We start from the raw sequence: 22,907 nt of genomic DNA, 5'->3' as shown, positions 1-22,907 counted from the left end.
CTGGACGTGGCCCGACGCTATGCTCGCCGCCCATGCTGAGCCTGCATCCCGTCTCCGACCGTGACCTCGCGGACCTGCGCCGCTTCGAGCTCGACAACCGCGCCTTCTTCGAGTCCCGCATCAACGCGCGGCCCGCCGCGTATTACGCCGACGGCGGCATCGAGTCCGCGATCGCGACGGCGCAACGCGAGGCGGCCGCGGACGCCGGCCATCAGTTCCTGATCCGGGACCTGGCCGGTGCGCTGGTCGGCCGCATCAACCTGAGCCAGTTGCGCCGCCGGCACTACCACTCGTGCGAACTGGGCTACCGCATCGCCGAAGCCGAGAACGGCAAGGGCTACGCGAAGACCGCGGTGAAGCTCGTGCTGGACAAGGCGTTCGGCGAACTCGGACTGGTCCGCGTCGAGGCGAAGGCACGCGCGGGCAACCTCGGCTCGGTGGCGGTGCTGCAGCGCAACGGCTTCACCGAGTTCGGCCGCTCGACACGCAGCTTCCAGCTCGACGGCGAGTGGGAAGACATGCTGTATTTCGAGTGCCGCGCGCCGGGGCGGTGACGGTCACGCGGCCCTAGACCGGCCACCGCTGTCCGGCCACCGCGGCGGACCAGGCACGTTCGAACTCGCGCGCGCTGAAGCCAAGGACCTGGAACTCCGGGTCGGCGTCGATCTCGGCAGCGCTCGGTGCCGGCGCTTCACCGAGCCAACTGCCTCCAACCTCCTCGCCCTCCTGGGCATAGGCCATGCGGCCATCGGCGAACACCTCGACCTTCCGCACCTCGTAGCGCTCCTCGTCGAGTTCGCAGAAGTAGAGGACCGGATACGCAGCGTCTTCATGGTGCCAACCCACCTTCAGATGCGTCCTGATCTCCGCCGCCGATCCTTGGCGGGCGGCCCAGTCATCCGGGTAGGGTTCGAAGTCCGCCTCGTGAGAGGTCGTGCAAGCGCCCCAGTCGTACAGCGCGTAGAAGCGGGTCATCGCCTCGAAGGTGCTGCCCGCCCGGAGCGTCGTCACGAGGCGCGCGCCCGGCTCGTGCATCGCGCGTGCGCCGTCCCCGTCCGGACCGGCGAGCAGCAGGCTCGGCAGCCACTGGCCGTGCTCGTCCGGCGTCTCCCACACCTCGTGCAGCAATTGCGCCATGTCGCCCCTCCGTCAGCCGTTCAGCGCTCGTTGCAACAGCTCGGCCAGTCCTTCCGGCCACACCGTCGCCGTCGTCGACGCCAGTTCGGCGGCGGACCACCACTGGTGATCGGCCATCACCTCGCGCTCGAGCGCCGTCCAGTCGTCCCGTGCGAGCGCGCGACTCGCGGCCCGGACGACGAAGAACCGTTCCTGCGCCCAGACGTGCTCGCCGTCGGGCAACTGGAGCACGAACGCGCGCTCCGCGACCGGGGAGCCGACGTCGTCCACGACGATGCCCGTCTCTTCCTTGAGCTCGCGGATCGCGGCGTCCTCGAAGGACTCGCCCGGCTCCACGCCGCCGCCCGGCGTCGCCCAGAAGTCCTGCCCCGCCAACGGCCCCGACTTGTGGACGAACCGGAACAGCAGCAGGTTCGCCTCCGGATCGAGGACGAGCAGGCGCGACGACGGGCGTCGGCGCAGGGAGTCGGGGGACGTCGTCATGGGCGGCGATTGTCGTCGGCCGATACTCGCGCGTTCCCCGCTCGCCAACGCGCTTCATGACCCACGACGCCGAGATCGATTCCGAACGAGAAGCCCCCGCCGCCACGCCCGCGTTACCAGCGTCGCTCGCGGCCAGGCTGGCGGGCGGCGCATGGGGCCGCAACCTCGTCGGCCAAGCCGGCGCCCTCGTGCATCGCGTGCAACTGGCCGGCCAGCCGGACCTGTATCTCAAGCAAGGGGACGGTGAGGTCGCGACCGCCATCGCCGACGAGTTCGCGCGGCTGCAGTGGCTCGCCGGCCGGTGGCCGGTGCCCGCCGTCGAGCACTTCGAATGGCGGGACGGCACGGCCTGGCTGCTCACGCGCGCCCTGCCCGGGCGCACCGCCTACGAGTGGCTGGAGGATGACCCCGCCAACGCGCCGGCGATCGTCGCCGCGCTCGGCCGCTTCCTGCGCCGCCTGCATGGGCAACCCATCGAGGCCTGCCCGTTCAACGCCAGTCACCGGCTTCAGCTCGCCGTCGCCCGGCAGCGGCTGGAGGCCGGCCTGATCGACACCAGCGACTTCGACGAACCCCGCCTGGGCTGGACCGCGGAGCAGGTCTGGGCCGCGCTCACCGCGCTGCTTCCACTGGCCGAGGATCCGGTCCTGTGCCATGGCGACTTCTCGCTCGACAACGTGCTGATGGACGCGGGCGGCGAGGTCACCGGCGTCATCGACCTGGGCCGCGCCGGCGTCGCCGACCGCTATCACGACCTCGCGATCCTCTCGAACAGCTTCGCCGAGTTCGGCCCGGAACTCCGGCAGGTGCTCTTCGACGCCTATGGCCTCGGCGCCCTGGACGCCCGCAAGCTCGAGTTCCACCTGCTGCTGGACGAGTGCTTCTGACGCCCCCGCCCTCCCCGCCTCACCCGTGAAGCCCGTCACCGCCCGCGCCCCGTGGCGGCGGGCGGCAAGGCCCCGGATGGCCGCTGGCGGCGCCCATCCGGGATAATCCCCGGTTTGCTCCGGCCAACCCCGGCCGCCGCCACGCCCCCTTCCCCATGTCCCAGCCCACGCCAGACCGCCAGCCCGCCAGCCTGCCCGCGCTCGTCGACGCCGCCATCGTCGGCGGCGGTCCGGCCGGCTGCAGCGCCGCGAGCTGGCTCTCGCAGCTGGGCCTGAGCGTCGCGCTGATCGAGCGCGCCCCGCGCCTGTGCGACAGCCTGCGCCCGCTGGACTACCGGCAGGACTGGCTGCTGGGCTCGCCCGCCGAGTCCCTCGCCGAGCTGGGCGAGCGCTACGCCGGCCACGCCGCCGCCCAGTCCGGCGTCCACGCGCTGACCGGCCAGACGGTCCACCACCTCGACTGGCAGGCCGAGCAGGGCTGGACGCTCTACTTCGACGGCGGCCCCGCCTTCGCCGCCAACGCCCCCGGCGCGCCGGAATCGCGCGACGCCACCGGCCTGCGCCCGCTGCGCGCCCGTTCGCTGCTGCTCGCCACCGGGCTGACGCCGCGTCATCCGCTGCCGCTCTACCCCGCCGGCGACCGCCACGACCGCGTGATGGACGCGATCGAGCTGACCGCCGTCCGCGACCGCCTCCCGCCGGGCAAGGTCCTGCTGCTGGGCGGCGGCGACAACGCGATCGAGAACGCCCTGTACCTCGCCGTCCGCGGCCATGCGGTGACGCTGTGGTCGCGCTCCGACTGGCGCGCCCAGACCCACCTGATCCAGCAGCTCGACGGCGCGCCCGGCCTGCGCCGCCGGCCCGCCCAGTCGCTGCCCACCGCCGTGAACGCCGCCGCCGACGGCGTCACCGTCACGTCCAAGGCCTACGGCGAGGAACGCTTCGACCACGTGGCCGTGCTGCTCGGCTACGAGCCCGAGGCCTCCGCCTGGCTGCAGGTCGCCGACGCGCTGCAGCGCGCCGGCGTCACCGCGCCGTCGCAGCCGTTCCGCGACGAACCCCGCTTCGGCGTGCTGGGCCTGTTCGTCGCCGGCGACGCCAGCGGCCGCCAGCATCCCTGCGTGCAGACCGCGCTGGGCGACGGCGTCGTCGCCGCCAAGCAGATCGAGGCCTTCCTGCGCCCGCTGCGCGAATCGCAGCCGCCGCCGGCGCTGCGCCGCACCAACCGCCAGGTCATCCACATCAAGGGCCTGCGCTTCGGCGCCAACCTCGGCGTGCTCGACTTCGAGCGCGAGGGCCCGCAGCCCATCGAGGTCGACGCCGAGGTCAACCTCGGCGCCCAGACCATCGTCTCGCGCGATGCCGACATCGGCCACGTGCTGGACTACCGCCGGGTGCGCACCATCATCATCGACGAGTGCACCGCCGAGCACACCGACCTCCTCGAAGCCCTGCTGGGCAAGCTCTGCGTCCGGCTGATGAAGCTCGCCGGCGTCGTGGGCGTGCGCATCAAGGTGACCAAGCTCGAAATCTTCCCCGACTGCCAAGTCGCGATCTCCGCCGAATGCGGCCAATGGTGACCCCATGACGACCGAAACCCTGATCCAAGACGCCGCCGCCACTGAACAGGCCGCCGCGGACGCCGCCGCCAAGAAGCACGCCCACGAGATGAACAAGCTCTCCAAGCGGCTGCATCGCCAGGTGGGCCAGGCCATCGGCGACTTCAACATGATCGAGGACGGCGACAAGGTCATGGTCTGCGTGTCCGGCGGCAAGGACAGCTACTCGCTGCTGGACATCCTGATCAACCTGCGCGACCGCGCGCCGATCAAGTTCGACATCGTCGCCGTCAACCTCGACCAGAAGCAGCCCGGCTTCCCCGAGGACGTGCTGCCCGCCTACCTGAAGTCGCGCGGCGTGGACTTCCACATCGAGGAGCAAGACACCTACTCGATCGTCAAGCGCCTCGTCCCCGAGGGCAAGACGACCTGCTCGCTGTGCTCGCGCCTGCGCCGCGGCATCCTGTACCGCGTGGCCGGCGAGCTCGGCGCGACCAAGATCGCGCTGGGCCACCACCGCGACGACATCGTCACCACGCTGATGCTGAACATGTTCTTCGGCAGCCGCATGAAGGGCATGCCGCCCAAGCTGGTCAGCGACGACGGCAAGAACGTCGTGATCCGCCCGCTGGCGTACGTGAAGGAATCCGACCTGGAGCGCTGGGCCGAGCACCGCGAGTTCCCGATCATTCCGTGCAACCTCTGCGGCAGCCAGCCCAACCTGCAGCGCGCCACCGTCAAGGCGATGCTCCAGGACTGGGACCGCCGCTTCCCCGGCCGCGTCGACAACATGTTCACCGCGATGGGCAACATCGTGCCCTCGCACATGCTGGACAAGAACCTGTTCCCGTTCCAGACGATCAAGGCCACCGGCGCGCCGGTCGCCGACGGCGACATCGCCTTCGACGAGGACGAGCAGTGCGGCACCCCGGCGCCGGCCGCCGGCGTCGTGACGCTGGTGCGTCCCGGCCAGGCGATCCCCGCGCCGGTCGACGACGCGGGCGAGGCCTACTCGGCCGCCAGCGACGACTGAGCGCCGCCCTTTCGCGCCCTCGCCCGATGCGAGCCCCCCCCGAAGCCCGGCCCCGCGCCGGGCTTCGCGCTTTCCAACGAAGAGAAACCCGCCGCTTACCGCACCGTCACGCGCTCCGCACGCGCGGGTCAACCGGCTCGGGCCACAATCGTTGCACCGTCACGCCGACGATCGGCGTCGCCGGGCGCAGCAACTGCCCTGGTCGACGACCCATCGCGGTATCCGACTGGAGGTCACCATGTTCACCTTGAATCGTCGAATCGCCCTGCTGAGCCTGGGGGCGGCGGCGGCCTTGTCCCTCGCGGGCTGCGCCGGCCTGAATACCGTCACCGCGGACGCGCAGACCTTCGGCAGCTGGCCCGCCGGCCGCCAGCCCGGCAGCTTCGCGTTCGAGCGGCTGCCCTCGCAGCAGCGCAACGAGGCCAACCAGGCCGCGCTCGAGGACGCCGCCCGCGGCGCGCTGCTCAAGGCCGGCTTCACCGAAGCCGCCGATCCGAAGCAGTCCGACGTCGTCGTCTCGCTGGGCGCGCGCATTACCCGCTCCGGCCCCGCCCCCTGGGACGATCCGCTGTGGTGGCGCTGGAACGGCAGCTACTGGGGCTGGCGCTACGGCCCGGCCTGGCGCCCGTACTACAGCCGCTGGGGCTACGCGTACCCGATGGATCCGATGATGGAGCGCCGCTACGACCGCGAGGTCGCGATGCTGCTGCGCGACCGCAAGAGCAACGAGCCGCTGTACGAGGCGCGCGCCTCCAACGACGGGCTCACCGAAGGCGGCAAGGAGCTGTTCGGCGCGCTGTTCGAGGCCTCGCTGACCGACTTCCCGCAGACCCGTCCCGAGCCGCACCGCGTCAGCGTGCAACTGCCCGGCTCGAAGTGAGCGACGGGCGCCTCCGGGCGCCCGACTCCGGCGACAACCGGTCACCGCGGCGCGGCACCCGCGTCACGGGCCGGCCCCGATAATCGCGGTTTCTCCACAGGGAACCGCGATTTTTCATATGTCGCTGAACATCGTCGTCATGGCCGCGGGCAAGGGCACCCGCATGAAGTCCAGCCTGCCCAAGGTGCTGCACAAGCTGGCCGGGCGCGCGCTGCTCAAGCACGTGCTGGGCAACACCGCGGCGCTGGACGCCGATGCCCGCATCGTCATCACCGGCCACGGCGCCGACCAGGTCGAGGCGGCCCTCGCCGGCGAGGGCGTGCGCTTCGTCCGCCAGGAGCCGCAGCTGGGCACCGGCCACGCGATCCAGCAGACCGTCCCCGCGCTGGGCGCCGGCGGCACCACGCTGATCCTGAGCGGCGACACCCCGTTGATCAGCACCGCGACGACCCGCGCGCTGGTCGAGGCCTGCGGCGGCGAGCGGCTGGTGCTGCTGACCATCGAATACGCCGACCCGACCGGCTACGGCCGCATCGTGCGCGACGGCGAGCAGGTGAAGGCCATCGTCGAGCACAAGGACGCCAGCGACGCGCAGCGGGCCATCCGCGAGTGCTACACCGGCATCATGGCCGCCCCGACCGAGGCGCTGAAGCGCTGGGTCGGCCAGCTCGACAACAACAACGCCCAGGGCGAGTACTACCTGACCGACATCGTGGCGATGGCGGTGGCCGAGGGCGTGGCGGTCGTCGGCGTGAAGACGGCCGACGAGACCGAGGTGCTCGGCGTGAACAGCCCGTCGCAGCTGGCGCAGCTGGAGCGGCGCTTCCAGCTCGTCCAGGCCGAGTCGCTGATGACCGCCGGCGTGCGGCTGGCCGATCCGGCCCGCTTCGACCTGCGCGGCACGCTGCAGTGCGGCAAGGACGTCGAGATCGACGTCAACTGCGTCTTCGAGGGCGAGGTCACGCTGGGCGACGGCGTGCGCGTCGGCGCCAACTGCGTGATCCGCAACGCGACGATCGGCGCGAACGCGCGCATCCACGAGTTCACCCACATCGACGGCGAGGCCGCCGGCGCCAGCGTCGGCGAAGGCGCGCTGATCGGCCCGTTCGCGCGGCTGCGCCCGGGCGCGCAGCTGGGCGCGGAGGTCCACATCGGCAACTTCGTCGAGGTGAAGAACTCGACGCTGGCCAAGGGCGCCAAGGCGAACCACCTGGCCTACCTGGGCGACGCCACCGTCGGCGAGCGGGTCAACTACGGCGCCGGCAGCATCACCGCCAACTACGACGGCGCCAACAAGTTCCGCACCACCATCGGCGCGGACGTGCACGTGGGGTCGAACTGCGTGCTGGTCGCGCCGGTCACGCTGGGCGACGGCGCCACCATCGGCGGCGGCTCGACGATCACCAAGGACGTCGCGCCGGGCCAGTTGGCTGTGGCGCGAGGCCGACAAACCGTGATTTCCGGCTGGAGCCGTCCCAAGAAGGTGAAGTGATTCACCCAAAACGGTCAGGAAACGCCGTAAGCTCAGCCAATTCGTGTCACGAATCGTGACAAGTTCACGGGGTCGGCGGCTTTGGCACCGAACCGGTGGATGCTCCCCCCGAGCCATGGGAGGCGCGTTTGCCGGACCTTGCCTAGCATCCGACCCGTTGACCGGCTGACCCGCTGTTCCCCAGCTGAACTGATATGGCGAACTCCAAGACCGCTGCCCCGCTGCTGCCCCAGGACGACGACGCGATCGCCGTCCCGCCGGCGTCCGCCGCGCTGGACGCGTTGGCGGACCGCTCGGACGCACCGGCCGCCCAGGCGGCCCGGGCCGAGGCGCTGGAGCAGTTGGCGCTGTCGCACGCGATGTGCGACCAGGCGGCGGAAGCCTGCTTCTACCTGTGCCGCAGCCTGGGGCTGGCGCGTCAGCAGCAGTCGCCGGAAGCGGCGCCTGACCTGGAACTGCTGTTCCAGCTGCTGGGCGCGCTGGCGGACCTGCCGGGCGAGGTGTCGGCGATGCCGCTGCCCGAGGGCGAGGCCGATGGCCTGGGTGTCGCCGAGCTCTGCCACCAACTGGGCGCCGCGCGCGAACTCACGACCGCCGCCTGGAACGAGGCCGCCGAGTCCAACGAATCGATCGCCGCGTGTCCCGCCGCTCCCGCGCGGGCGCTGCATTAAGGCGGCTTAGCGCTGCCTTTCATGGCCGGCAATGAGCCGGCTCACGCGTGATACCGACAGACCCAGTTCCCGGGCGAGTTCGGTCATCGACTGCCCGCCTTCGGTATGGGCGCGATACAGCGCCTCCTCGCGACTGCCACTGGCCTTGAGCCAGTCGCCCCAGCGCCGCGGACGTGGCGTCCTCGCCGGCCGTTCGCTCTGGCGCACCGTGCGTTGCACGAAAGCCGCGTCGCCCAGGAAGATCTGCTGCCGCAGCTGCCCCCAGATGTCGAGATCCGGCTCCGATTCCACGATCGCCTGATACCGCTGCGCCGCTTTCCGGCGATCCGCGGTGTTCTGCGGCACGCGACCCAGCACGTTCGTCCACAGCCCGTCGACCTCCAGCCACGCCGGCGCCGGCACCAGTCCGGCGTGCGCCTGCAGGCTGCTCCAGCGCCAGCTCGCCGGCGACGACGCCAGCCCGGCGCGCCGCCCGATCAATTCCACGTAGCGGCAGGCGTCCAGCAGCAGATGCTCCCGGTCCACCAGCACCGCCTTGAAGCGTCCCTGGAACACATGCCCGATCTGCCCATGCCGGCGGTTGTGCGCCTGGGTGTAGACGCCGTTCAGGTGGCGCATCAGCCGGGAGAGGTTGGCTTGCCGCGTGAACAGCAGCAGCTCGTAATGGTCGCGCCCCAGCCCGTAGGCGAGCACCTGGGCGTCGAAGCGCTCGGCCGCCTGCTGGATCAGCGCCAGCATCGCCTGGCGATCGTCGTCGTCGGCGAACACCGACGCGTCGCCGCGCGTCGCGACGTGATAGACGGCGCCGGGGAACTCGATGCGTAGGGGCCTGGCCATGCCCAATAACTAGGCGATGACCGCACAAAAGACAAGCGCCCGAAGCCGGTTTCGGCGTCGGGCGCAAGACTTGACCCCTGATCGCGGGGCGTCCGTTCGGACCTCGGTCCCGGCGATAGCCGAAGGGCTATCGGGGGTCAGTCCTCAACAGCAAAACCTGGAACCCCGGCGACCCGAATCCATGCCTACGCATCGATCTGCGGCCCGGGCCGGTCGCCGCGGGCGTTCAGCTCTTGCCGAGCGACTCCAGCACCTGCATCACGGCGTCCTCGCCCATGTTGCGGGCGTCGGCGAGTTCGCCGCCCTTGGTGGTGCCGAGCACCTGGCCGTCGGTGCCGAGCACGGCCACCGTCGGGATGCCTTTCTTCAGCGTGACGCCCATCTGGTTGGCGACGTCGACGTTGCGGTCGAAGCGGCCGACGTTGACCTTCACCGTCACGAAGCGCTTGTCGACCGAGGTGCCCAGGTGGCCCTGGCCGAAGCCGCGGTTCAGCGCCAGGCAGTCCTTGCACCAGTTGGCGCCGTAGACCACCAGCACCTGCTTGCCTTCCTTGGCGGCGCGGGCGACGGCGTTGTTGATGTCGGCGCGGGCGTCGGCCTGCTCGTCGTACGGGCCGGCGCCGGGAGCGGCGTCGGCGGCCAGGGCCGGGGTGGCGGACACCGCGGCGAACGCGGCGGCGAGCAGGAGGGAGGCGGTGCGGCGTTTCATGACGCGCGAGTGTGCCACCGGCGACGAAACCATGACGGAGGACAGGGCTGGCTTCGGGTACAAAGGCGGGTTTCGCACAAATCATCACCCTCAGGGAACGGGACTCCTCCGCCATGGCCTCCAGCCTGCTCGCACTGCTCGACGACATCACCACCGTCCTGGACGACGTGGCCCTGCTCTCCAAGATGGCCGCCAAGAAGACGTCGGGCGTGCTCGGCGACGACCTGGCGCTGAACGCGCAGCAGGTCACCGGCGTCAGCGCCGACCGCGAGCTGCCGGTCGTCTGGGGCGTGTTCAAGGGCTCGATGGTCAACAAGGCCATCCTGGTGCCGGCCGCGCTGGCGATCAGCGCCTGGGCGCCCTGGCTGGTCACGCCGCTGCTGATGGTGGGCGGCGCCTACCTGTGCTTCGAGGGCGTCGAGAAGCTCGCCCACAAGTGGCTGCACGGCCCCGAGGACAAGGCCCACGAGGCCGCCCTGCTCGAGGCGGTGAAGGACCCGGCGATCGACCTCGCCGCGCTCGAGCGCGACAAGGTCAAGGGCGCCATCCGGACCGACTTCATCCTCTCCGCCGAGATCATCGCGATCACGCTGGGCACCGTCGCCGACGCGTCGTTCACGACGCGGCTGCTGGTGCTGTCGGGCATCGCGATCCTGATGACGATCGGCGTGTACGGCCTGGTGGCCGGCATCGTGAAGCTGGACGACGCCGGCCTGTGGCTCAGCCGCAAGGCCGCCGCCTGGCAGCAGGCGCTGGGCCGCGGCCTGCTGTGGCTGGCGCCATGGCTGATGAAGGCGCTGTCGGTGGCCGGCACCGTGGCGATGTTCCTGGTCGGCGGCGGCATCCTGACGCACGGCGCGCCGGTGCTGCACCACGCGATCCAGCACGCGGTCGAGGGCCTGCACCTGAGCGGCTTCGCGGCCTCGGTCGCGGGCATGCTGGGCGACGCGATCGTCGGCATCGGGGCGGGCATCGTGGTCGTCGCCGTGGTGACCGGTATCCAGCGCCTGCGGCATCGCCGAGAATGACGCCCCATGAAGACGCATCACATCGAAGTCCAGAAGTTCAAGGCCGCGTCCAACTCGAGCACCAGCGGCCTGGTGACCTTCAAGGTGGACGCCCTCGTCAAGGAACGCGAGCCGGTCGAGGGCCTCGAGCCCAGCACGCTGCTGGTCATGACCGAGGCCAACGCCCGCGTGCTGATGGCGCTGCTCAAGACCCAGCTGACCGACATGGACGGCCGCAAGCCCAAGAGCCGCCACGGCCGGCACGGCTGACCCGACCGACCCCCGACCGCCCGCATCCGCAGGACCCGACATGGACTTTCCGCAGTACCAGCCCGACAAGGCGCAATACACCCCGCTGACCGACGACGAGCTGTCGGACCTGGACGACTTCCTGTCCGAGCTCGACAGCGACGCCGCGATGAACATCGAGGCGATCGACGGCTACCTCAGCGCGCAGCTGCTGAGCCCGGTCCCGCTGTCCGACAAGGCCGGCGCCGACTGGATGAGCCCGGTGTGGGGCGGCGGCGACCCGTTCCCCAGCGGCAAGCAGCGCAAGAAGATCGCGTTGCTGCTGCTGCGCCACGTGCACAGCCTGGCGGTGCAGTGGACCTCGAAGCAGGACGAGTGGGAGCCGATCTTCAGCGTCGCCGAGGACGGCGAGCAGCAGCTGGTCGACGCCGAGGACTGGTGCACCGGTTTCATGATCGGCGTGGACCAGGACGGCGAGGCGTGGTCGCCGCTGTTCGAGCACGTCAAGACGGCGGCGGCGCTGGCGCCGATCGCGCTGCTGGGCGGCGACGAGAGCCAGCTCAGCGCCGAGGACCAGGAGAAGCTGACCGACCTGCACTGGCGCGACGCGCTCAGCCGCGAGGTGCCCGAAGGCGTGCTGACGCTGTGGACGCTGCGCGAGCAGGCGGGCTGAGCCCGCGCCCGATCCCCTTGAACGCTCCCCTCCTCCGATGAAGCGCAAGTTCCCGCTGGCGGCCCTGGCCGCCGCCACGCTGCTGGCGGTCGCCGGCTGCGGCACCAACGTCGTCAACCCGGTCACCGGCCGCGCCGAGCGCAGCGCGATGAGCCTGCAGCAGGAGGTCGAGGCCGGCCGCCAGGCGCATCAGGACGTGCTCAAGGAGTATTCGGTCGTCGACGACGCGAAGCTGCAGGCCTATGTCTCGGCGCTGGGCCACAAGCTGGCGGCGCAGTCGCACCGGGCCGAGCTCGAGTGGCATTTCACCGTGCTCGACAGCCCCGAGGTGAACGCCTTCGCGCTGCCCGGCGGGTATGTGTACGTCACTCGCGGCATCCTCGCGTACATGGAGAACGAGGCCGACCTGGCCGGCGTGATGGGCCACGAGATCGGCCACGTCACCGCGCGCCACGGCGCGCAGCGCGCGACGCGGCAGCAGAACGCCGGCCTGGGCGTGCTGGCGGCCACGGTGCTGGGCGCGGTGCTGGAGTCGCGCGGCGTCAGCGGCGCGACGGACATCGCGGGACAGGTCTCGCAGAACGCCGCGGCGGGCTACATCGCGTCCTACAGCCGCGAGCAGGAGCTGCAGGCCGACCAGCTCGGCGCCGAGTACCTGGCGCGCAACCGCTACGACCCGAAGCACATGGTCGACGTGATCCAGGTGCTGAAGGACCAGGAGCAGTTCGCCGCCGACCAGGCGCGGGCGCAGGGCCGCCAGGCGCCGAGCGGCAACAACTGGCTGGCCTCGCACCCGAGCAACGAGCAGCGGCTGCAGCGCATCCGCGACGAGGCGGCGCAACTGACCGGCGGCCAGCCGGTGGACGAGAACCGCGGCGCCTTCCTGCAGGCGGTCGACGGCATGGTCTTCGGCGACAGCCCGTCGCAGGGGCTGGTGCGCGGGCAGCAGTTCGTGCATCCGGCGCTGGACTTCGCGCTGACGGCGCCGGCGGGCTGGTCGCTGCAGAACGGCAACGACGCGCTGACGGTGATGAGCCCGCAACGCGACGCGGCGCTGATCCTGCAGCAGGTGCCGCCGAAGGCGGGCACGTCGCACGACGAGATCCTGAAAGCCTGGGGCGCCGAGCAGGGCCGCACCGACGCCAAGACGATCAACGGCCTCAAGGCCACGCACTTCGCCGGTGTCCGGCGCAATGCGCAGGGCCAGCGCGGCAATGCCGAGCTGACGCTGGTGACGAGTTCCAAGGGCACCGTCTACGCGCTGGTCCACGCCGGCAAGGACGGCCAGACGCTGCAGGCGCGCCGCACGGGGCTGGTCCAGGCGGAAGAGAGCTTCCGCGCGCTGACGGCCGACGACCGGAAGCTGGCCAAGCCGTGGAAGGTCGCGCTGCGGTCCTTCCCGGCGGGCGGTTTCGCCGAGATGGCGAAGACCTCGGTGCTGACCGAGGCGCAGCTGAAGCTGCTCAACGGCCGCTACGGCGGCGAGACGCCGCCCAAGGCCGGCGAGCGGGTGAAGACGGTCGTCGCCGCCCCCTGACTCACTTCTGCTGCGCCGCCCCGAGGTGCTGCAGCCAGAACGCCTCGTACTTGCGGTGCCAGCCCACCGGCTTCACCGCGCCGCCGAGGGCGTGTTCCCCGTCCGGGTCCAGGAACAGCTCGACCAGCCCTTCCTTGCCTGACTCCAGCAGCGCCCGGTACACGTTGACGGTGTCCTGGTACAGCACGTTGGGGTCCTGCATGCCGTGCACCAGCAGCAGCGGGTGCTTCAGCTGCCGGGCCATCGGCAGCAGCGAGTACTTGCGCAGCACCGGCTTGGAGCGGTCGGCCTTGCCGATCGTCCGGCCGCTGTACCAGCTGTTGTAGTTCTCCCATTCCGTCGGGCCCGCGCCCGCGATGCCGGCCGCGAACAGGTCGGGCTTGGTGTACATCGCGTACTGGGTCTGGAAGCCGCCGAAGCTCCAGCCGTTCAGGCCGACGCGCCGGTCGTCGACGCCGAGCTTGGCCTTCATGTAGGCGACCAGGTCCTCGAGGTCCTCGGTCTGCGGCGCGCCCGGCTTCTCCCAGTTGGCGTCGGCGAACTTGTCGCCGTAGTTGGAATGGCCGCGCGGGTCCACCGTCACCGTGACGTAGCCATGCTTGGCCGCCATGTACATCGCGAAGACGTAGCCGGTCGGCTGGAAGCTGTCGGTCTCGACCGAGTGGCGGTCGTTGAGCGGCCCGCCGTAGGTGTAGACGATGGCGGCGCGCTTGTCGGTCGGCGCCCAGCCCAGCGGCTTGAAGACGTAGGCCGGGATCAGGTCGCCATGGCGGTTCTTGAAGCTGAAGCGCTCCGGCCGCAGCACGTCGACCTGCGCCCAGGCCGGGTCGTGGCTCTGCGTCAGCAGCTTGCCCGGCTCGGCGCCGGTGACCGGCGGCTGGCCCTTGAGCAGCTTCAGCTCCGGACGCTCGGCCCAGTTGCCGGCGACCGCCGCGGCCCACTGGCCGTTCCTGGCCACCGCGGCATTGCGGTGGTAGTCCGGCGAGCGGCCCAGCGCGGTCATCCGCCCGTCCTTGAGCTCGACGCGCCAGACGTTCATCGCGGCGTAGTCGTCCTTGTTGGACACGACGAACATGGACTTCGCATCCGGCGTGAAGCCCAGCACCTGGAAGGCCTCGAACTCGCCCTTGACCAGCGGCGTCACCGAGCGGTCGGCGCCGGCGGTCAGGCTCATCGCATAGGGCTGGCGCCAGCCGTTGTCGGCCAGGATCAGCACCAGTTGCTTCGCGTCGGGCGTGAACGACGGCGTCATCACGTTGACCAGCTCATGGTGGATCGGCGCGCGGCGCTCGAGCACCATCTCCGGCTTGGCCTCGCCGGGCTTGCCCAGGTAGACGCGGAACAGGTCCTTCTCGCGCTCGAAGGTGGTGAACGCGTAATGGCTGCCGTCACGCGCCCACGCGACCGGCGAGATCTCGAACCAGGCATCGCCGCCCGGATGCGTGAACACCGGCTGCGGCTGGCGCTCCGGCGCGGCGCCGTTGGCCGGCACCTTGCGGATGTAGATCGCCATCGACGGCAGGCCGCGCTTGTCGTCGGAGACCTCGCGGTCGACCTTCTTCGCGGTGGCGAAGCGGTCGCTGTAATTCATGATCTCGACCTGCCGGCCCGGCTTGGGCAGCGGCTTGCCGTCGGCGTTGACCAGCGGCGCGTTGGCCACCAGCGCCATCCAGCGGCCGTCCTCGCTGATCGCCGTCTGCGCGATGCGGAACTTGCGCTCCTCGTCGTCCGGGTTGAACAGCTCGCGGTTGATCACCTCGATGCCGGCCGTGGCCAGGCGCACGCGCAGCACGCGGGTCTCGTCCTGCACGACCAGCGACTGGTCGTCCGGCGCGTACGCCACCAGCTTGAGCGCGCGGCCCGTCGACAGCAGCGGCTCGGCGCGCTCGGCGCCGGCCTTCCAGCGCAGCAGCTGGCCGCGGTAGGCCAGCACCAGCTCGTCGCTCCGGGTCGCCCAGACGAACTGCGACACGCCGGGATACAGGTCCTCGGGCTTGAGCTTCTCGCGCTCGCGCTTTTTCTTGAGCTCGTCGCGCAGCTCCCACAGCGCCATGTCCTTGGGATCCTTGGCCGGCTTCTTCGCCTCCGGGGCCGAGGCGCCCGACGCCGGCGCGGCCGCCGCGGCTGGCGCGTCGCCCCAGGCGGCCTTCTCGGCGGCCTTGCGGGCCTCGTCGCGCGCCTTGCGGTCGGCCAGTTCGACCTTGAGCTCGGCGATCGCCTTGCGCTCCCACTGGTCCAGGTCCACCGCCTCGCCGCGCAGGTAGGCGGCCTGCGCCTCCTCGCGCGCCTGGCGCTCGGCCAGTTCGTCGCGCTTCTGCTTGAGCTTGCGCGCGTAACGGTCCAGGTTCTCCGGCGTCTCCACCGACGCCAGCAGCGCCGGCGAGGTCAGCCGCACCGTCTTGCCGGTCTGCGTGTCATGCACGTACAGGTCGCTGCCGGGCTCGCCGAACGGGTTCCACAGGTAGGCGACGTAACGGCCGCCCGCGCTGAACTTCACGTCCTTGGCGGCCTCGCCGCGGTAGGGCTCGGCGCGGAACAGCTGTTCCAGCGTCAGCGGCCGGTTGGCCACGGCGACGGCGGGGGCGGGGGCGGCCGTCGTCTGCGCCAGCGAGGGTTCGCCGGCGCCCAGCCCCGTCGCCAGGGTCGCCAGCGCCAGGGAAGTCAGGATCCATTGCTTCAAATCGTTGCTCCACGCCCCGCGGGTGGCGGGGACGCGGGATTCTAGGGATCGGGCCAACAACTGCTTACCGCCGCGCCGTCCACCGAATCCGTCAAGCGCGCGTTAACCGTCCATACTTTCCCTAGGCTTGCTGTCAACCGACGGGCCGCCCATGACCTCCGGCAGGGGGAACCGGGCCGCGCCAGCCGCCGGACGGCCGCGAAGAGAGGCGATCGATGAAGCAACTGATCCAACGCATCCTGGGCGCCGCGGCGCTCGTGGCCGGCGCGCTCGCCGCGCCGGCGGCCTTCGCGGGCGACGTCGGCGTGTCCATCAGCGTCGGGCAGCCGGGCTTCTACGGCCGGATCGACGTGGGCAACGTCCGTCCGGACGTCATCTACGCCCAACCGATGATGATCGAGCGCGTCTATGAGCCCGCGCCGCCGCTGTACCTGCGCGTGCCGCCGGACCATTACCGCTACTGGGCGCGCCATTGCGGCTACTACCGCGCCTGCGGCCGGCCGGTGTACTTCGTCCGCGAGGACTGGTACTCCCGGACCTACGCGCCGGCCTATTACGGCCGCCCGCATGTGCATCCGATGCCGGTCTACGCGCCGCCCCCGCCGCCGCGCTGGGACCCGCCCCGCCGCGACCACTGGGATGGCCGCTGGGACGGCCGGCGCGACTGGCATGACGACCGCCGGGGCGGCTGGGACGGCCGCCGCTGGGACGACCGCCGGGACGACCACCGCGGCGGTGGCCACGACGGCCATCGCGGTGGCTGGGAACGAGGCGACCGCGGCGACCGTGGCGACCGCGGCGGCGACCGCGGGGATCGCGGTGGCGACCGGGGCCATGGGCACGGCCATCGCGGCAACTGAGCGCCGGGCCTCGCGTATAGTCGGCGGCTTACACGCCAGCAAGGCGTGATCCACAGCGCCGACGTATGTTCGCCAAAGTCCTCGCCGCTCTCGGTCTGCTGATCTGCGTGCTCCTCGCGATCGACATGGCCTTGCCGCGCCGGCACCAGATGGCGTGGCGCGCCTGGATCAGGAAACCCGGTTTCCTGGCCGGCGGCGGCGGACTGAAGGGCCGGTTCAATTCACGCGACCGGCGCCGCGCGGCGCACGATGCGGCGCTCGACGCCATCGCCCGCGCCAAGCACCGCTCCGGCACCTGGGACGGCAACGTCTACCACGGCGACGACTTCGAGCAGCGGCAGCGGCGCAAGCCGCATTGAGCGTTCCGGCGCCCCGATGACAACGGCCTCTCGCGAGGCCGTTTCCATTCCTGCCTGACCTGCCTGGCGCTCAGCGCCGCGCCAGCACCGGCGCCAGCGCCCTGCCCGTGTGCGTGCCCAGCTCGACCAGCGCTTCCGGCCGCCCTTGCGCGACCACGCGCCCGCCCGCCGAGCCGCCTTCCGGCCCGAGGTCCAGCACCCAGTCCGCCTCGGCGATCACGTCGAGGTCGTGTTCGATGACGACCACGCTGTGCCCGCCGTCCACCAACCGGTGCAGCACGCGGATCAGCTTCTCGACGTCGGCCATGTGCAGCCCCACCGTCGGCTCGTCGAGCACGTACAGCGTGTGCGGCGCCTTCTGGCCGCGGCGGGTGACGTCGTCGCGCACCTTCACCAGCTCCGACACCAGCTTGATCCGCTGCGCCTCGCCGCCGGACAGCGTCGGGCTGGGCTGGCCCAGCGTCAGGTAACCGAGCCCCACGTCCTGCAGCAGCTTCAGCGGATGCGCGATCGAGGTCATCGCGGCGAAGAACTCCACCGCCTCGTCGACCTCCATCTGCAGCACCTCGCCGATGCTCTTGCCGCGCCAGCTCACCGCCAGCGTCTCCGGATTGAAGCGCTGCCCGTGGCACTGGTCGCATAGCACCTTCACGTCGGGCAGGAAGCTCATCGCGATGGTGCGCATGCCCTGGCCTTCGCAGGCCGGGCAGCGGCCTTCGCCGGTGTTGAAGCTGAACCGCGCCGGCGCGTAGCCGCGCGCCTTCGATTCCAGCGTCTCGGCGAACAGCTTGCGGATCGCGTCCCAGAAGCCGATGTAGGTCGCCGGGCAGCTGCGCGGCGTCTTGCCGATCGGCGTCTGGTCGACCTCCAGCACCCGGTCGACCTGCTGGTGGCCCTCGATCGCGTCGCAGCCGATCCACTTGGACGGCGCGCGGCGCAGCGGCACCGCCGCGGCCATGTTGGCCAGCAGCACGTCGCGCGCCAGCGTCGACTTGCCCGAGCCCGACACCCCGGTGATCGCCACCAGCCGGTGCAGCGGCACGTCCACCGTGACGCCGCGCAGGTTGTGCAGCGTCGCGTCCAGCACCTTGAGCCTGGGCGCGTCGTCGAGCATCTCGCGGCGCTCCTTGAGCGGGTGCACCAGCGGCCGCGACAGGAAGCGGCCCGTCAGCGAGTCCGGGTGCTTCGCGATCTCCGCCGCCGTGCCCTCGGCGATCACGCGGCCGCCGCGTTTCCCGGCGCTCGGCCCGATGTCGATGATGTGATCGGCGCGCCGGATCGTGTCCTCGTCATGCTCGACGACGACCAGCGTGTTGCCCTTGTCGCCCAGCGTCGCCAGCGCCTTCAGCAGGATCTGGTTGTCGCGCGGATGCAGGCCGATGGTCGGCTCGTCCAGCACGTAGCACACGCCCTGCAGGTTGGAACCGAGCTGCGCCGCGAGCCGGATGCGCTGCGCCTCGCCGCCCGAGAGCGTCGGCGCCGCGCGGTCCAGCGTCAGGTAGCCCAGGCCGACTTCCTCGAGGAACTCCAGCCGGCCCTTGATCTCGCTGACGACGTCGCGCGCGATCTCCGCGTCGCGGCCGGTCAGCGTCAGTCCGGCGATCCACTGGCGGGCCTCGGTCACGCTCCAGGACGCGACCGTCCCGATGGTCTCGTGCTCGAAGCTCACCGCGCGCGCCACCGGATTCAGCCGCGTGCCGTGGCAGTCCGGGCACGGCGCGTCGCTCAGGTCCTCGATCTCGGCCTCCTCGGCCGGGAAGCTCTGCTCGCGGCCGCGGTTGTCCTTGTCCTGCTGGCTGTCGTCGAGCGCCTTGCGCTGCTCGCGCGTCAGCGACAGGCCGGTGCCGACGCAGGTCGTGCACCAACCGTGCTTGGAGTTGTAGCTGAACAGCCGCGGATCCAGCTCCGGATAACTCGTCCCGCACTGCGGGCAGGCGCGCTTGGTGGAGAACACCCGCAGCTCGCCGATGCCGCGCGTCGGCCGGGCGTTGCGGATCGCGTCATGCAGCCCGTCCAGCGGCGATAGCACGTGCACCACGCCCTTGCCGTGGTCGAGCGCCTTGGCCAGCAGCTCGCGCAGCTCGGCCTCGGTCTCCGGCGCGACGACCATGTCGCCGACCGGCAACTCGATGCTGTGTTCCTTGAAGCGGTCCAGGCGCGGCCAGGGGCTCGTCGACAGGAACTCGCCGTCCACCCGCAGGTGGGTGTGGCCGCGTTGCTTGGCCCACTTCGCCAGGTCGGTGTAGACGCCCTTGCGGTTGACCACCAGCGGCGCCAGCAGGCCGATGTGCTTGCCCCGGTAGTCGCGCAGCAGCTGCGCGGCGATGGCCTCGACGCTTTGCGGCTTCACCGGCGTGCCGTCGTTGGCGCAGTGCTGCACGCCCAGCTTCACGTAGAGCAGGCGCAGGAAGTGCCAGACCTCGGTCGTCGTCGCGACCGTGCTCTTGCGGCCGCCGCGCGACAGGCGCTGCTCGATCGCGACGGTGGGCGGGATGCCCCAGACCGCGTCGACCTCGGGCCGCCCCGCCGGCTGCACGATCGAGCGCGCATAGGCGTTGAGCGACTCGAGGTAGCGGCGCTGGCCCTCGTTGAACAGGATGTCGAAGGCCAGCGTGCTCTTGCCCGAGCCCGACACGCCGGTCACGACGTTGAACTTGCCGCGCGGGATGCTGACGTCGACCGACTTCAGGTTGTGCTCGCGCGCGTTGACGATGCGGATCGCCTCGTCGGCCTGGCGGCGCTGGCGCAGCAGCGCCTGCAGCGGCTTGCCCTCGGCGACCTTGACCGGCGCGCGGTCCATCTCCAGCGCGTACTCGCGCAGCGCCTGCGCGGTGTGCGAGGTCGGGTGGTCCTTGAGCTGCTCCGGCGTGCCGGTGGCCACGACCAGGCCGCCGTCCTCGCCGCCCTCGGGGCCGAGGTCGATGACCCAGTCCGAGGCCCGGATCACGTCCAGGTTGTGCTCGATCAGGATCAGCGAGTGCCCCGCCGACAGCAGCTTGCGCATCGCGCGCATCAGCTTGGCGATGTCGTCGAAGTGCAGCCCGGTGGTGGGTTCGTCGAACAGGAACAGCGTGCCCTTGGTCGCCGTCGCCTGGCGCGGCTTGGAGGCCGCCTCGGCGAGGTAGCCGGCCAGCTTCAGGCGCTGCGCCTCCCCGCCCGACAGCGTGGGCACCGGCTGGCCCAGCGTCAGGTAGTCCAGGCCGACGTCCGACAGCGGCTGCAGCTTGTTGAGCACCTCGCGGTCGGCGCCGAAGACGCCGATGGCCTCGGCCACCGTCAGCTCCAGCACGTCGGAGACGCTCAGCTGGCGGCCGGCGCGTTCGAGCTTGACCTCGAGGATCTCGGCCCGGAAGCGCTTGCCGTCGCAGTCCGGGCAGCGCAGGTAGACGTCGGACAGGAACTGCATCTCGACATGCTCGAAGCCCGAGCCGCCGCAGGTCGGGCAGCGGCCGTCGCCGGCGTTGAAGCTGAACATGCCGGCGCCGTAGCTGCGCTCCTTGGCCAGCGGCGCCTCGGCGAAGCGCTTGCGGATCTCGTCGAACACGCCGACGTAGCTGGCGGGGTTGGACCGCGCCGTCTTGCCGATCGGCGACTGGTCGACGAAGACCGCGTCGGCCAGCCAGTCCGCGCCCAGCAGCCGGTCGTGCGCGCCCGGCGCCTCGGTGGCCTGGCCGAACCAGCGCGCCAGCGCCGGGTAGAGCACGTCCTGCATCAGCGTGCTCTTGCCCGAGCCCGACACGCCGGTCACCGCGACCATGCGCTGCAGCGGGAACTCGACGCTGACGTTCTTGAGGTTGTGCTCGCGCGCGCCTTCCAGCAGCAGGCGCGGGGTGTTCTCCTCGACCACGCGCTTGAGGCCCATGCCCACGTGCTTGCGCGCGCCCAGGTAGGCTCCGGTCAGCGTGTCGGCGGCGCGGATCTGCTCGGGCGTGCCGTCGAAGACGATCTGGCCGCCCTGCTGGCCCGGGCCCGGGCCCATGTCGATGAGCCGGTCCGCGGCCAGCATCACCGCCGGGTCGTGCTCGACGACCACCAGCGTGTTGCCCGCGTCGCGCAGCCGCTGCATCGCCTGGACGATGCGGTTCATGTCGCGCGGATGCAGCCCGATGCTGGGCTCGTCCAGCACGAACAGCGTGTTGACCAGCGAGGTGCCCAGCGCCGTCGTCAGGTTGATGCGCTGCACCTCGCCGCCGGACAGCGTGCGGCTCTGGCGGTCCAGCGTCAGGTAGCCGATGCCGACGTCGACCAGGTACTTCAGGCGGTTGCGGATCTCGTCGAGCAGCAGCTTGAGCGCCTCGTCGAGCATCGAGCCGGGCAACTGGAGATCGTCCATGAAGCGCCGCAGCCGATGGATCGGCAGCTGCATCAGGTCATGCACGGACAGGCCGGGCAGCGCCTCGAGCTGCGCGCGGGTCCACGACACGCCCTCGGGCAGGAAGCGCTGCGCGGGCGGCAGCGCCGCGTCGGCCAGCGCCTTGGCGCCGATGCGCCACAGCAGCGCCTCGGTCTTGAGGCGCGCGCCGCGGCAGGACGGGCACTCGGTGTAGCTGCGGTACTTGGACAGCAGCACCCGGATGTGCATCTTGTAGGCCTTGCTCTCCAGGTAGTCGAAGAACCGGCGCACGCCGTACCACTGCTTGTTCCAGTTGCCGTTCCAGTTGGGGCTGCCCTCGATGACCCAGTCGCGCTGCGCCTGCGTCATCTGGTTCCAGGCGGTGTCGCGCGGGATGCCGGCGTCGCCGGCGTACTTCAGCAGGTCGTCCTGGCATTCCTTCCAGGCCGGCGTCTGCATCGGCTTGATCGCGCCGCCGCGCAGCGTCTTGCGCTCGTCGGGGATCACCAGGCCCAGGTCCACGCCGATCACGCGGCCGAAGCCGCGGCAGGTCTCGCAGGCGCCCATCGCCGAGTTGAACGAGAACAGCGGCGGTTGCGGATCGGCGTAGCGGATGTCGCTCTCCGGGCAGTGCAGGCCGGTGGAGTAGCGCCACAGCGCCGGCTCGGCGCCCTCTTCCGCGCTCATCACGTACACCGTCATGCGGCCGCTGCCGCGCTTGAGCGCCAGCTCGATCGCCTCCATCGCGCGCGCCTGCTCGACGCCCTGCATGCGGAAGCGGTCGGCGACCACGTCCAGCACCTTGCGGCCGTTGACGACGCGCTCCGACTGCACCCGCGTGAAGCCGGAGGCGGACAGCCATTGCTCGACCTCGCCGGCGCTGACGGTTTCCGGCAGCTCGACCGGGAAGGTCAGCACCAGGCGCGGGTCGCCGTCGACGGTGCGGGCCAGCAGCTCGGCATGGATGGTCTGCGGGGTGTCATGGCGCACCGGCAGCGCGGTCGCGCGGTCGAACAGGTCGGCGCCGCGCGCGAACAGCAGCTTCAGGTGGTCGTTGAGCTCCGTCATCGTGCCGACGGTGGAGCGGCTGGTGCGGACCGGGTTGGTCTGGTCGATCGCGATCGCCGGGGGCACGCCGTCGACCTTGTCGACCGCCGGTCTGTCCATCCGGTCCAGGAACTGGCGGGCGTAGGCGGAGAAGGTCTCGACGTAGCGGCGCTGGCCCTCGGCATAGAGGGTGTCGAACACCAGGCTGGACTTGCCCGACCCGCTCGGGCCGGTCACCACGGTCAACTCGCCGGTGCGCAGGTCCAGGTCGAGGTTCTTGAGGTTGTGCTGGCGGGCACCGCGGATGCGGATATCGGCGTCGGACATTGGCGGTGTCGGCTGGGCAGCCTGGAAAAGGCAGTGGGCGGTCATTCTAGGGAGCGCCGATGCCACGGATTGGCAGCAGCGGCCCGGACGTGTGACCTGCGTCCGGGACGACACAGTAGTAAGCAAATGAAAGCGGAAGACCGTTCA

Annotated in this window: 19 protein-coding genes and 1 pseudogene; 14 read left to right on the top strand and 6 right to left on the bottom strand. The window is 71.0% G+C overall.

Features of this window, described 5'->3' with window-relative positions; genetic code table 11:
* Positions 1–32: 32 nt before the first annotated feature.
* The gene (locus tag N5D62_RS20365) at positions 33–554 is read left to right on the top strand and encodes a GNAT family N-acetyltransferase (RefSeq protein ID WP_279759716.1); all 522 of its coding nucleotides are present in this window, start codon (positions 33–35) and stop codon (positions 552–554) included.
* 13 nt (positions 555–567) lie between these two features.
* Here N5D62_RS20365 and N5D62_RS20360 read toward each other — a convergent pair whose 3' ends face one another.
* Positions 568–1,137: a hypothetical protein gene (locus N5D62_RS20360; protein WP_279759715.1), complete on the bottom strand. Its 570-nt coding sequence runs from the start codon at positions 1,135–1,137 to the stop codon at positions 568–570.
* A 12-nt stretch (positions 1,138–1,149) separates the two neighbouring features.
* Positions 1,150–1,620 carry an NUDIX domain-containing protein gene (locus tag N5D62_RS20355; protein WP_279759714.1) on the bottom strand — a complete coding sequence of 157 codons (471 nt, stop codon included), beginning with the start codon at positions 1,618–1,620 and terminating at the stop codon, positions 1,150–1,152.
* Positions 1,621–1,676: 56 nt separating this feature from the next.
* On the opposite strand from N5D62_RS20355, the gene N5D62_RS20350 reads away from it, so the two are divergent.
* The 7 genes and pseudogenes from N5D62_RS20350 to N5D62_RS20320 all read left to right on the top strand — a co-directional run bounded on the left by N5D62_RS20350 (position 1,677) and on the right by N5D62_RS20320 (position 8,142).
* Positions 1,677–2,507 carry an APH(3') family aminoglycoside O-phosphotransferase gene (locus N5D62_RS20350; protein WP_279759713.1) on the top strand — a complete coding sequence of 277 codons (831 nt, stop codon included), beginning with the start codon at positions 1,677–1,679 and terminating at the stop codon, positions 2,505–2,507.
* Positions 2,508–2,662: 155 nt separating this feature from the next.
* Positions 2,663–3,634: pseudogene (locus N5D62_RS20345) on the top strand (FAD-dependent oxidoreductase); the annotation flags it as partial.
* 84 nt (positions 3,635–3,718) lie between these two features.
* A complete protein-coding gene (locus N5D62_RS20340; protein WP_279759734.1) occupies positions 3,719–4,087 on the top strand; it encodes a dihydroneopterin aldolase in 369 nt (122 codons plus the stop codon).
* A 4-nt stretch (positions 4,088–4,091) separates the two neighbouring features.
* Entirely contained in the window at positions 4,092–5,099 is a 1,008-nt protein-coding gene (gene ttcA, locus N5D62_RS20335; RefSeq protein WP_279759712.1) for a tRNA 2-thiocytidine(32) synthetase TtcA, read from the top strand.
* Positions 5,100–5,337: 238 nt separating this feature from the next.
* Entirely contained in the window at positions 5,338–5,979 is a 642-nt protein-coding gene (locus N5D62_RS20330) for a DUF4136 domain-containing protein (RefSeq protein ID WP_279759711.1), read from the top strand.
* Between the two features lie 118 nt (positions 5,980–6,097).
* Positions 6,098–7,471, top strand: coding sequence for a bifunctional UDP-N-acetylglucosamine diphosphorylase/glucosamine-1-phosphate N-acetyltransferase GlmU (glmU, locus tag N5D62_RS20325; RefSeq protein WP_279759710.1), 1,374 nt, complete (start codon positions 6,098–6,100; stop codon positions 7,469–7,471).
* A 194-nt stretch (positions 7,472–7,665) separates the two neighbouring features.
* Entirely contained in the window at positions 7,666–8,142 is a 477-nt protein-coding gene (locus N5D62_RS20320; RefSeq protein ID WP_279759709.1) for a hypothetical protein, read from the top strand.
* 6 nt (positions 8,143–8,148) lie between these two features.
* On the opposite strand, the gene N5D62_RS20315 is transcribed toward N5D62_RS20320, so the two are convergent.
* Positions 8,149–8,979 carry a transposase gene (locus N5D62_RS20315; protein ID WP_279759708.1) on the bottom strand — a complete coding sequence of 277 codons (831 nt, stop codon included), beginning with the start codon at positions 8,977–8,979 and terminating at the stop codon, positions 8,149–8,151.
* 226 nt (positions 8,980–9,205) lie between these two features.
* Positions 9,206–9,688, bottom strand: coding sequence for a thioredoxin family protein (locus tag N5D62_RS20310; RefSeq protein WP_279759707.1), 483 nt, complete (start codon positions 9,686–9,688; stop codon positions 9,206–9,208).
* A 113-nt stretch (positions 9,689–9,801) separates the two neighbouring features.
* Here N5D62_RS20310 and N5D62_RS20305 point away from each other — a divergent pair, with 113 nt between their 5' ends.
* Genes N5D62_RS20305 through N5D62_RS20290 form a run of 4 tightly spaced genes read left to right on the top strand, consistent with a single transcriptional unit; the run spans position 9,802 to position 13,154 of the window.
* On the top strand, positions 9,802–10,716 hold the full coding sequence (locus tag N5D62_RS20305; protein WP_279759706.1) for a DUF808 domain-containing protein: 915 nt from the start codon (positions 9,802–9,804) through the stop codon (positions 10,714–10,716).
* A 6-nt stretch (positions 10,717–10,722) separates the two neighbouring features.
* Positions 10,723–10,965 (top strand): hypothetical protein, encoded by a 243-nt coding sequence (locus N5D62_RS20300; RefSeq protein WP_279759705.1) that lies wholly within the window; start codon positions 10,723–10,725, stop codon positions 10,963–10,965.
* Positions 10,966–11,005: 40 nt separating this feature from the next.
* Positions 11,006–11,617: a UPF0149 family protein gene (locus N5D62_RS20295; RefSeq protein ID WP_279759704.1), complete on the top strand. Its 612-nt coding sequence runs from the start codon at positions 11,006–11,008 to the stop codon at positions 11,615–11,617.
* A 37-nt stretch (positions 11,618–11,654) separates the two neighbouring features.
* Positions 11,655–13,154 (top strand): M48 family metalloprotease, encoded by a 1,500-nt coding sequence (locus tag N5D62_RS20290; protein ID WP_279759703.1) that lies wholly within the window; start codon positions 11,655–11,657, stop codon positions 13,152–13,154.
* Between the two features lies 1 nt (position 13,155).
* Here N5D62_RS20290 and N5D62_RS20285 read toward each other — a convergent pair whose 3' ends face one another.
* A complete protein-coding gene (locus tag N5D62_RS20285) occupies positions 13,156–15,834 on the bottom strand; it encodes a prolyl oligopeptidase family serine peptidase (RefSeq protein ID WP_279759702.1) in 2,679 nt (892 codons plus the stop codon).
* Positions 15,835–16,049: 215 nt separating this feature from the next.
* Here N5D62_RS20285 and N5D62_RS20280 point away from each other — a divergent pair, with 215 nt between their 5' ends.
* Both N5D62_RS20280 and N5D62_RS20275 read left to right on the top strand, forming a co-directional pair.
* Positions 16,050–16,694 carry a hypothetical protein gene (locus tag N5D62_RS20280; RefSeq protein WP_279759701.1) on the top strand — a complete coding sequence of 215 codons (645 nt, stop codon included), beginning with the start codon at positions 16,050–16,052 and terminating at the stop codon, positions 16,692–16,694.
* A gap of 65 nt (positions 16,695–16,759) precedes the next feature.
* A complete protein-coding gene (locus tag N5D62_RS20275; RefSeq protein ID WP_279759700.1) occupies positions 16,760–17,053 on the top strand; it encodes a hypothetical protein in 294 nt (97 codons plus the stop codon).
* 70 nt (positions 17,054–17,123) lie between these two features.
* Here N5D62_RS20275 and uvrA read toward each other — a convergent pair whose 3' ends face one another.
* On the bottom strand, positions 17,124–22,760 hold the full coding sequence (uvrA, locus tag N5D62_RS20270) for an excinuclease ABC subunit UvrA (RefSeq protein WP_279759699.1): 5,637 nt from the start codon (positions 22,758–22,760) through the stop codon (positions 17,124–17,126).
* Positions 22,761–22,907: the final 147 nt, after the last annotated feature.

Source organism: Mitsuaria sp. GD03876 (assembly GCF_029840635.1).
Taxonomy (GTDB): domain Bacteria; phylum Pseudomonadota; class Gammaproteobacteria; order Burkholderiales; family Burkholderiaceae_C; genus Roseateles.
This window is presented reverse-complemented; position numbering and strand designations above follow the sequence as displayed.

What these genes read in the sequence shown, in the direction of transcription:
- N5D62_RS20365 (WP_279759716.1), top strand. Translation starts at nt 33, where the DNA reads ATGCTGAGCCTGCATCCCGTCTCCGACCGTGACCTCGCGGACCTGCGC.
- N5D62_RS20360 (WP_279759715.1), bottom strand. Translation starts at nt 1,137, where the DNA reads ATGGCGCAATTGCTGCACGAGGTGTGGGAGACGCCGGACGAGCACGGC.
- N5D62_RS20355 (WP_279759714.1), bottom strand. Translation starts at nt 1,620, where the DNA reads ATGACGACGTCCCCCGACTCCCTGCGCCGACGCCCGTCGTCGCGCCTG.
- N5D62_RS20350 (WP_279759713.1), top strand. Translation starts at nt 1,677, where the DNA reads ATGACCCACGACGCCGAGATCGATTCCGAACGAGAAGCCCCCGCCGCC.
- ttcA (WP_279759712.1), top strand. Translation starts at nt 4,092, where the DNA reads ATGACGACCGAAACCCTGATCCAAGACGCCGCCGCCACTGAACAGGCC.
- N5D62_RS20330 (WP_279759711.1), top strand. Translation starts at nt 5,338, where the DNA reads ATGTTCACCTTGAATCGTCGAATCGCCCTGCTGAGCCTGGGGGCGGCG.
- glmU (WP_279759710.1), top strand. Translation starts at nt 6,098, where the DNA reads ATGTCGCTGAACATCGTCGTCATGGCCGCGGGCAAGGGCACCCGCATG.
- N5D62_RS20320 (WP_279759709.1), top strand. Translation starts at nt 7,666, where the DNA reads ATGGCGAACTCCAAGACCGCTGCCCCGCTGCTGCCCCAGGACGACGAC.
- N5D62_RS20315 (WP_279759708.1), bottom strand. Translation starts at nt 8,979, where the DNA reads ATGGCCAGGCCCCTACGCATCGAGTTCCCCGGCGCCGTCTATCACGTC.
- N5D62_RS20310 (WP_279759707.1), bottom strand. Translation starts at nt 9,688, where the DNA reads ATGAAACGCCGCACCGCCTCCCTCCTGCTCGCCGCCGCGTTCGCCGCG.
- N5D62_RS20305 (WP_279759706.1), top strand. Translation starts at nt 9,802, where the DNA reads ATGGCCTCCAGCCTGCTCGCACTGCTCGACGACATCACCACCGTCCTG.
- N5D62_RS20300 (WP_279759705.1), top strand. Translation starts at nt 10,723, where the DNA reads ATGAAGACGCATCACATCGAAGTCCAGAAGTTCAAGGCCGCGTCCAAC.
- N5D62_RS20295 (WP_279759704.1), top strand. Translation starts at nt 11,006, where the DNA reads ATGGACTTTCCGCAGTACCAGCCCGACAAGGCGCAATACACCCCGCTG.
- N5D62_RS20290 (WP_279759703.1), top strand. Translation starts at nt 11,655, where the DNA reads ATGAAGCGCAAGTTCCCGCTGGCGGCCCTGGCCGCCGCCACGCTGCTG.
- N5D62_RS20280 (WP_279759701.1), top strand. Translation starts at nt 16,050, where the DNA reads ATGAAGCAACTGATCCAACGCATCCTGGGCGCCGCGGCGCTCGTGGCC.
- N5D62_RS20275 (WP_279759700.1), top strand. Translation starts at nt 16,760, where the DNA reads ATGTTCGCCAAAGTCCTCGCCGCTCTCGGTCTGCTGATCTGCGTGCTC.
- uvrA (WP_279759699.1), bottom strand. Translation starts at nt 22,760, where the DNA reads ATGTCCGACGCCGATATCCGCATCCGCGGTGCCCGCCAGCACAACCTC.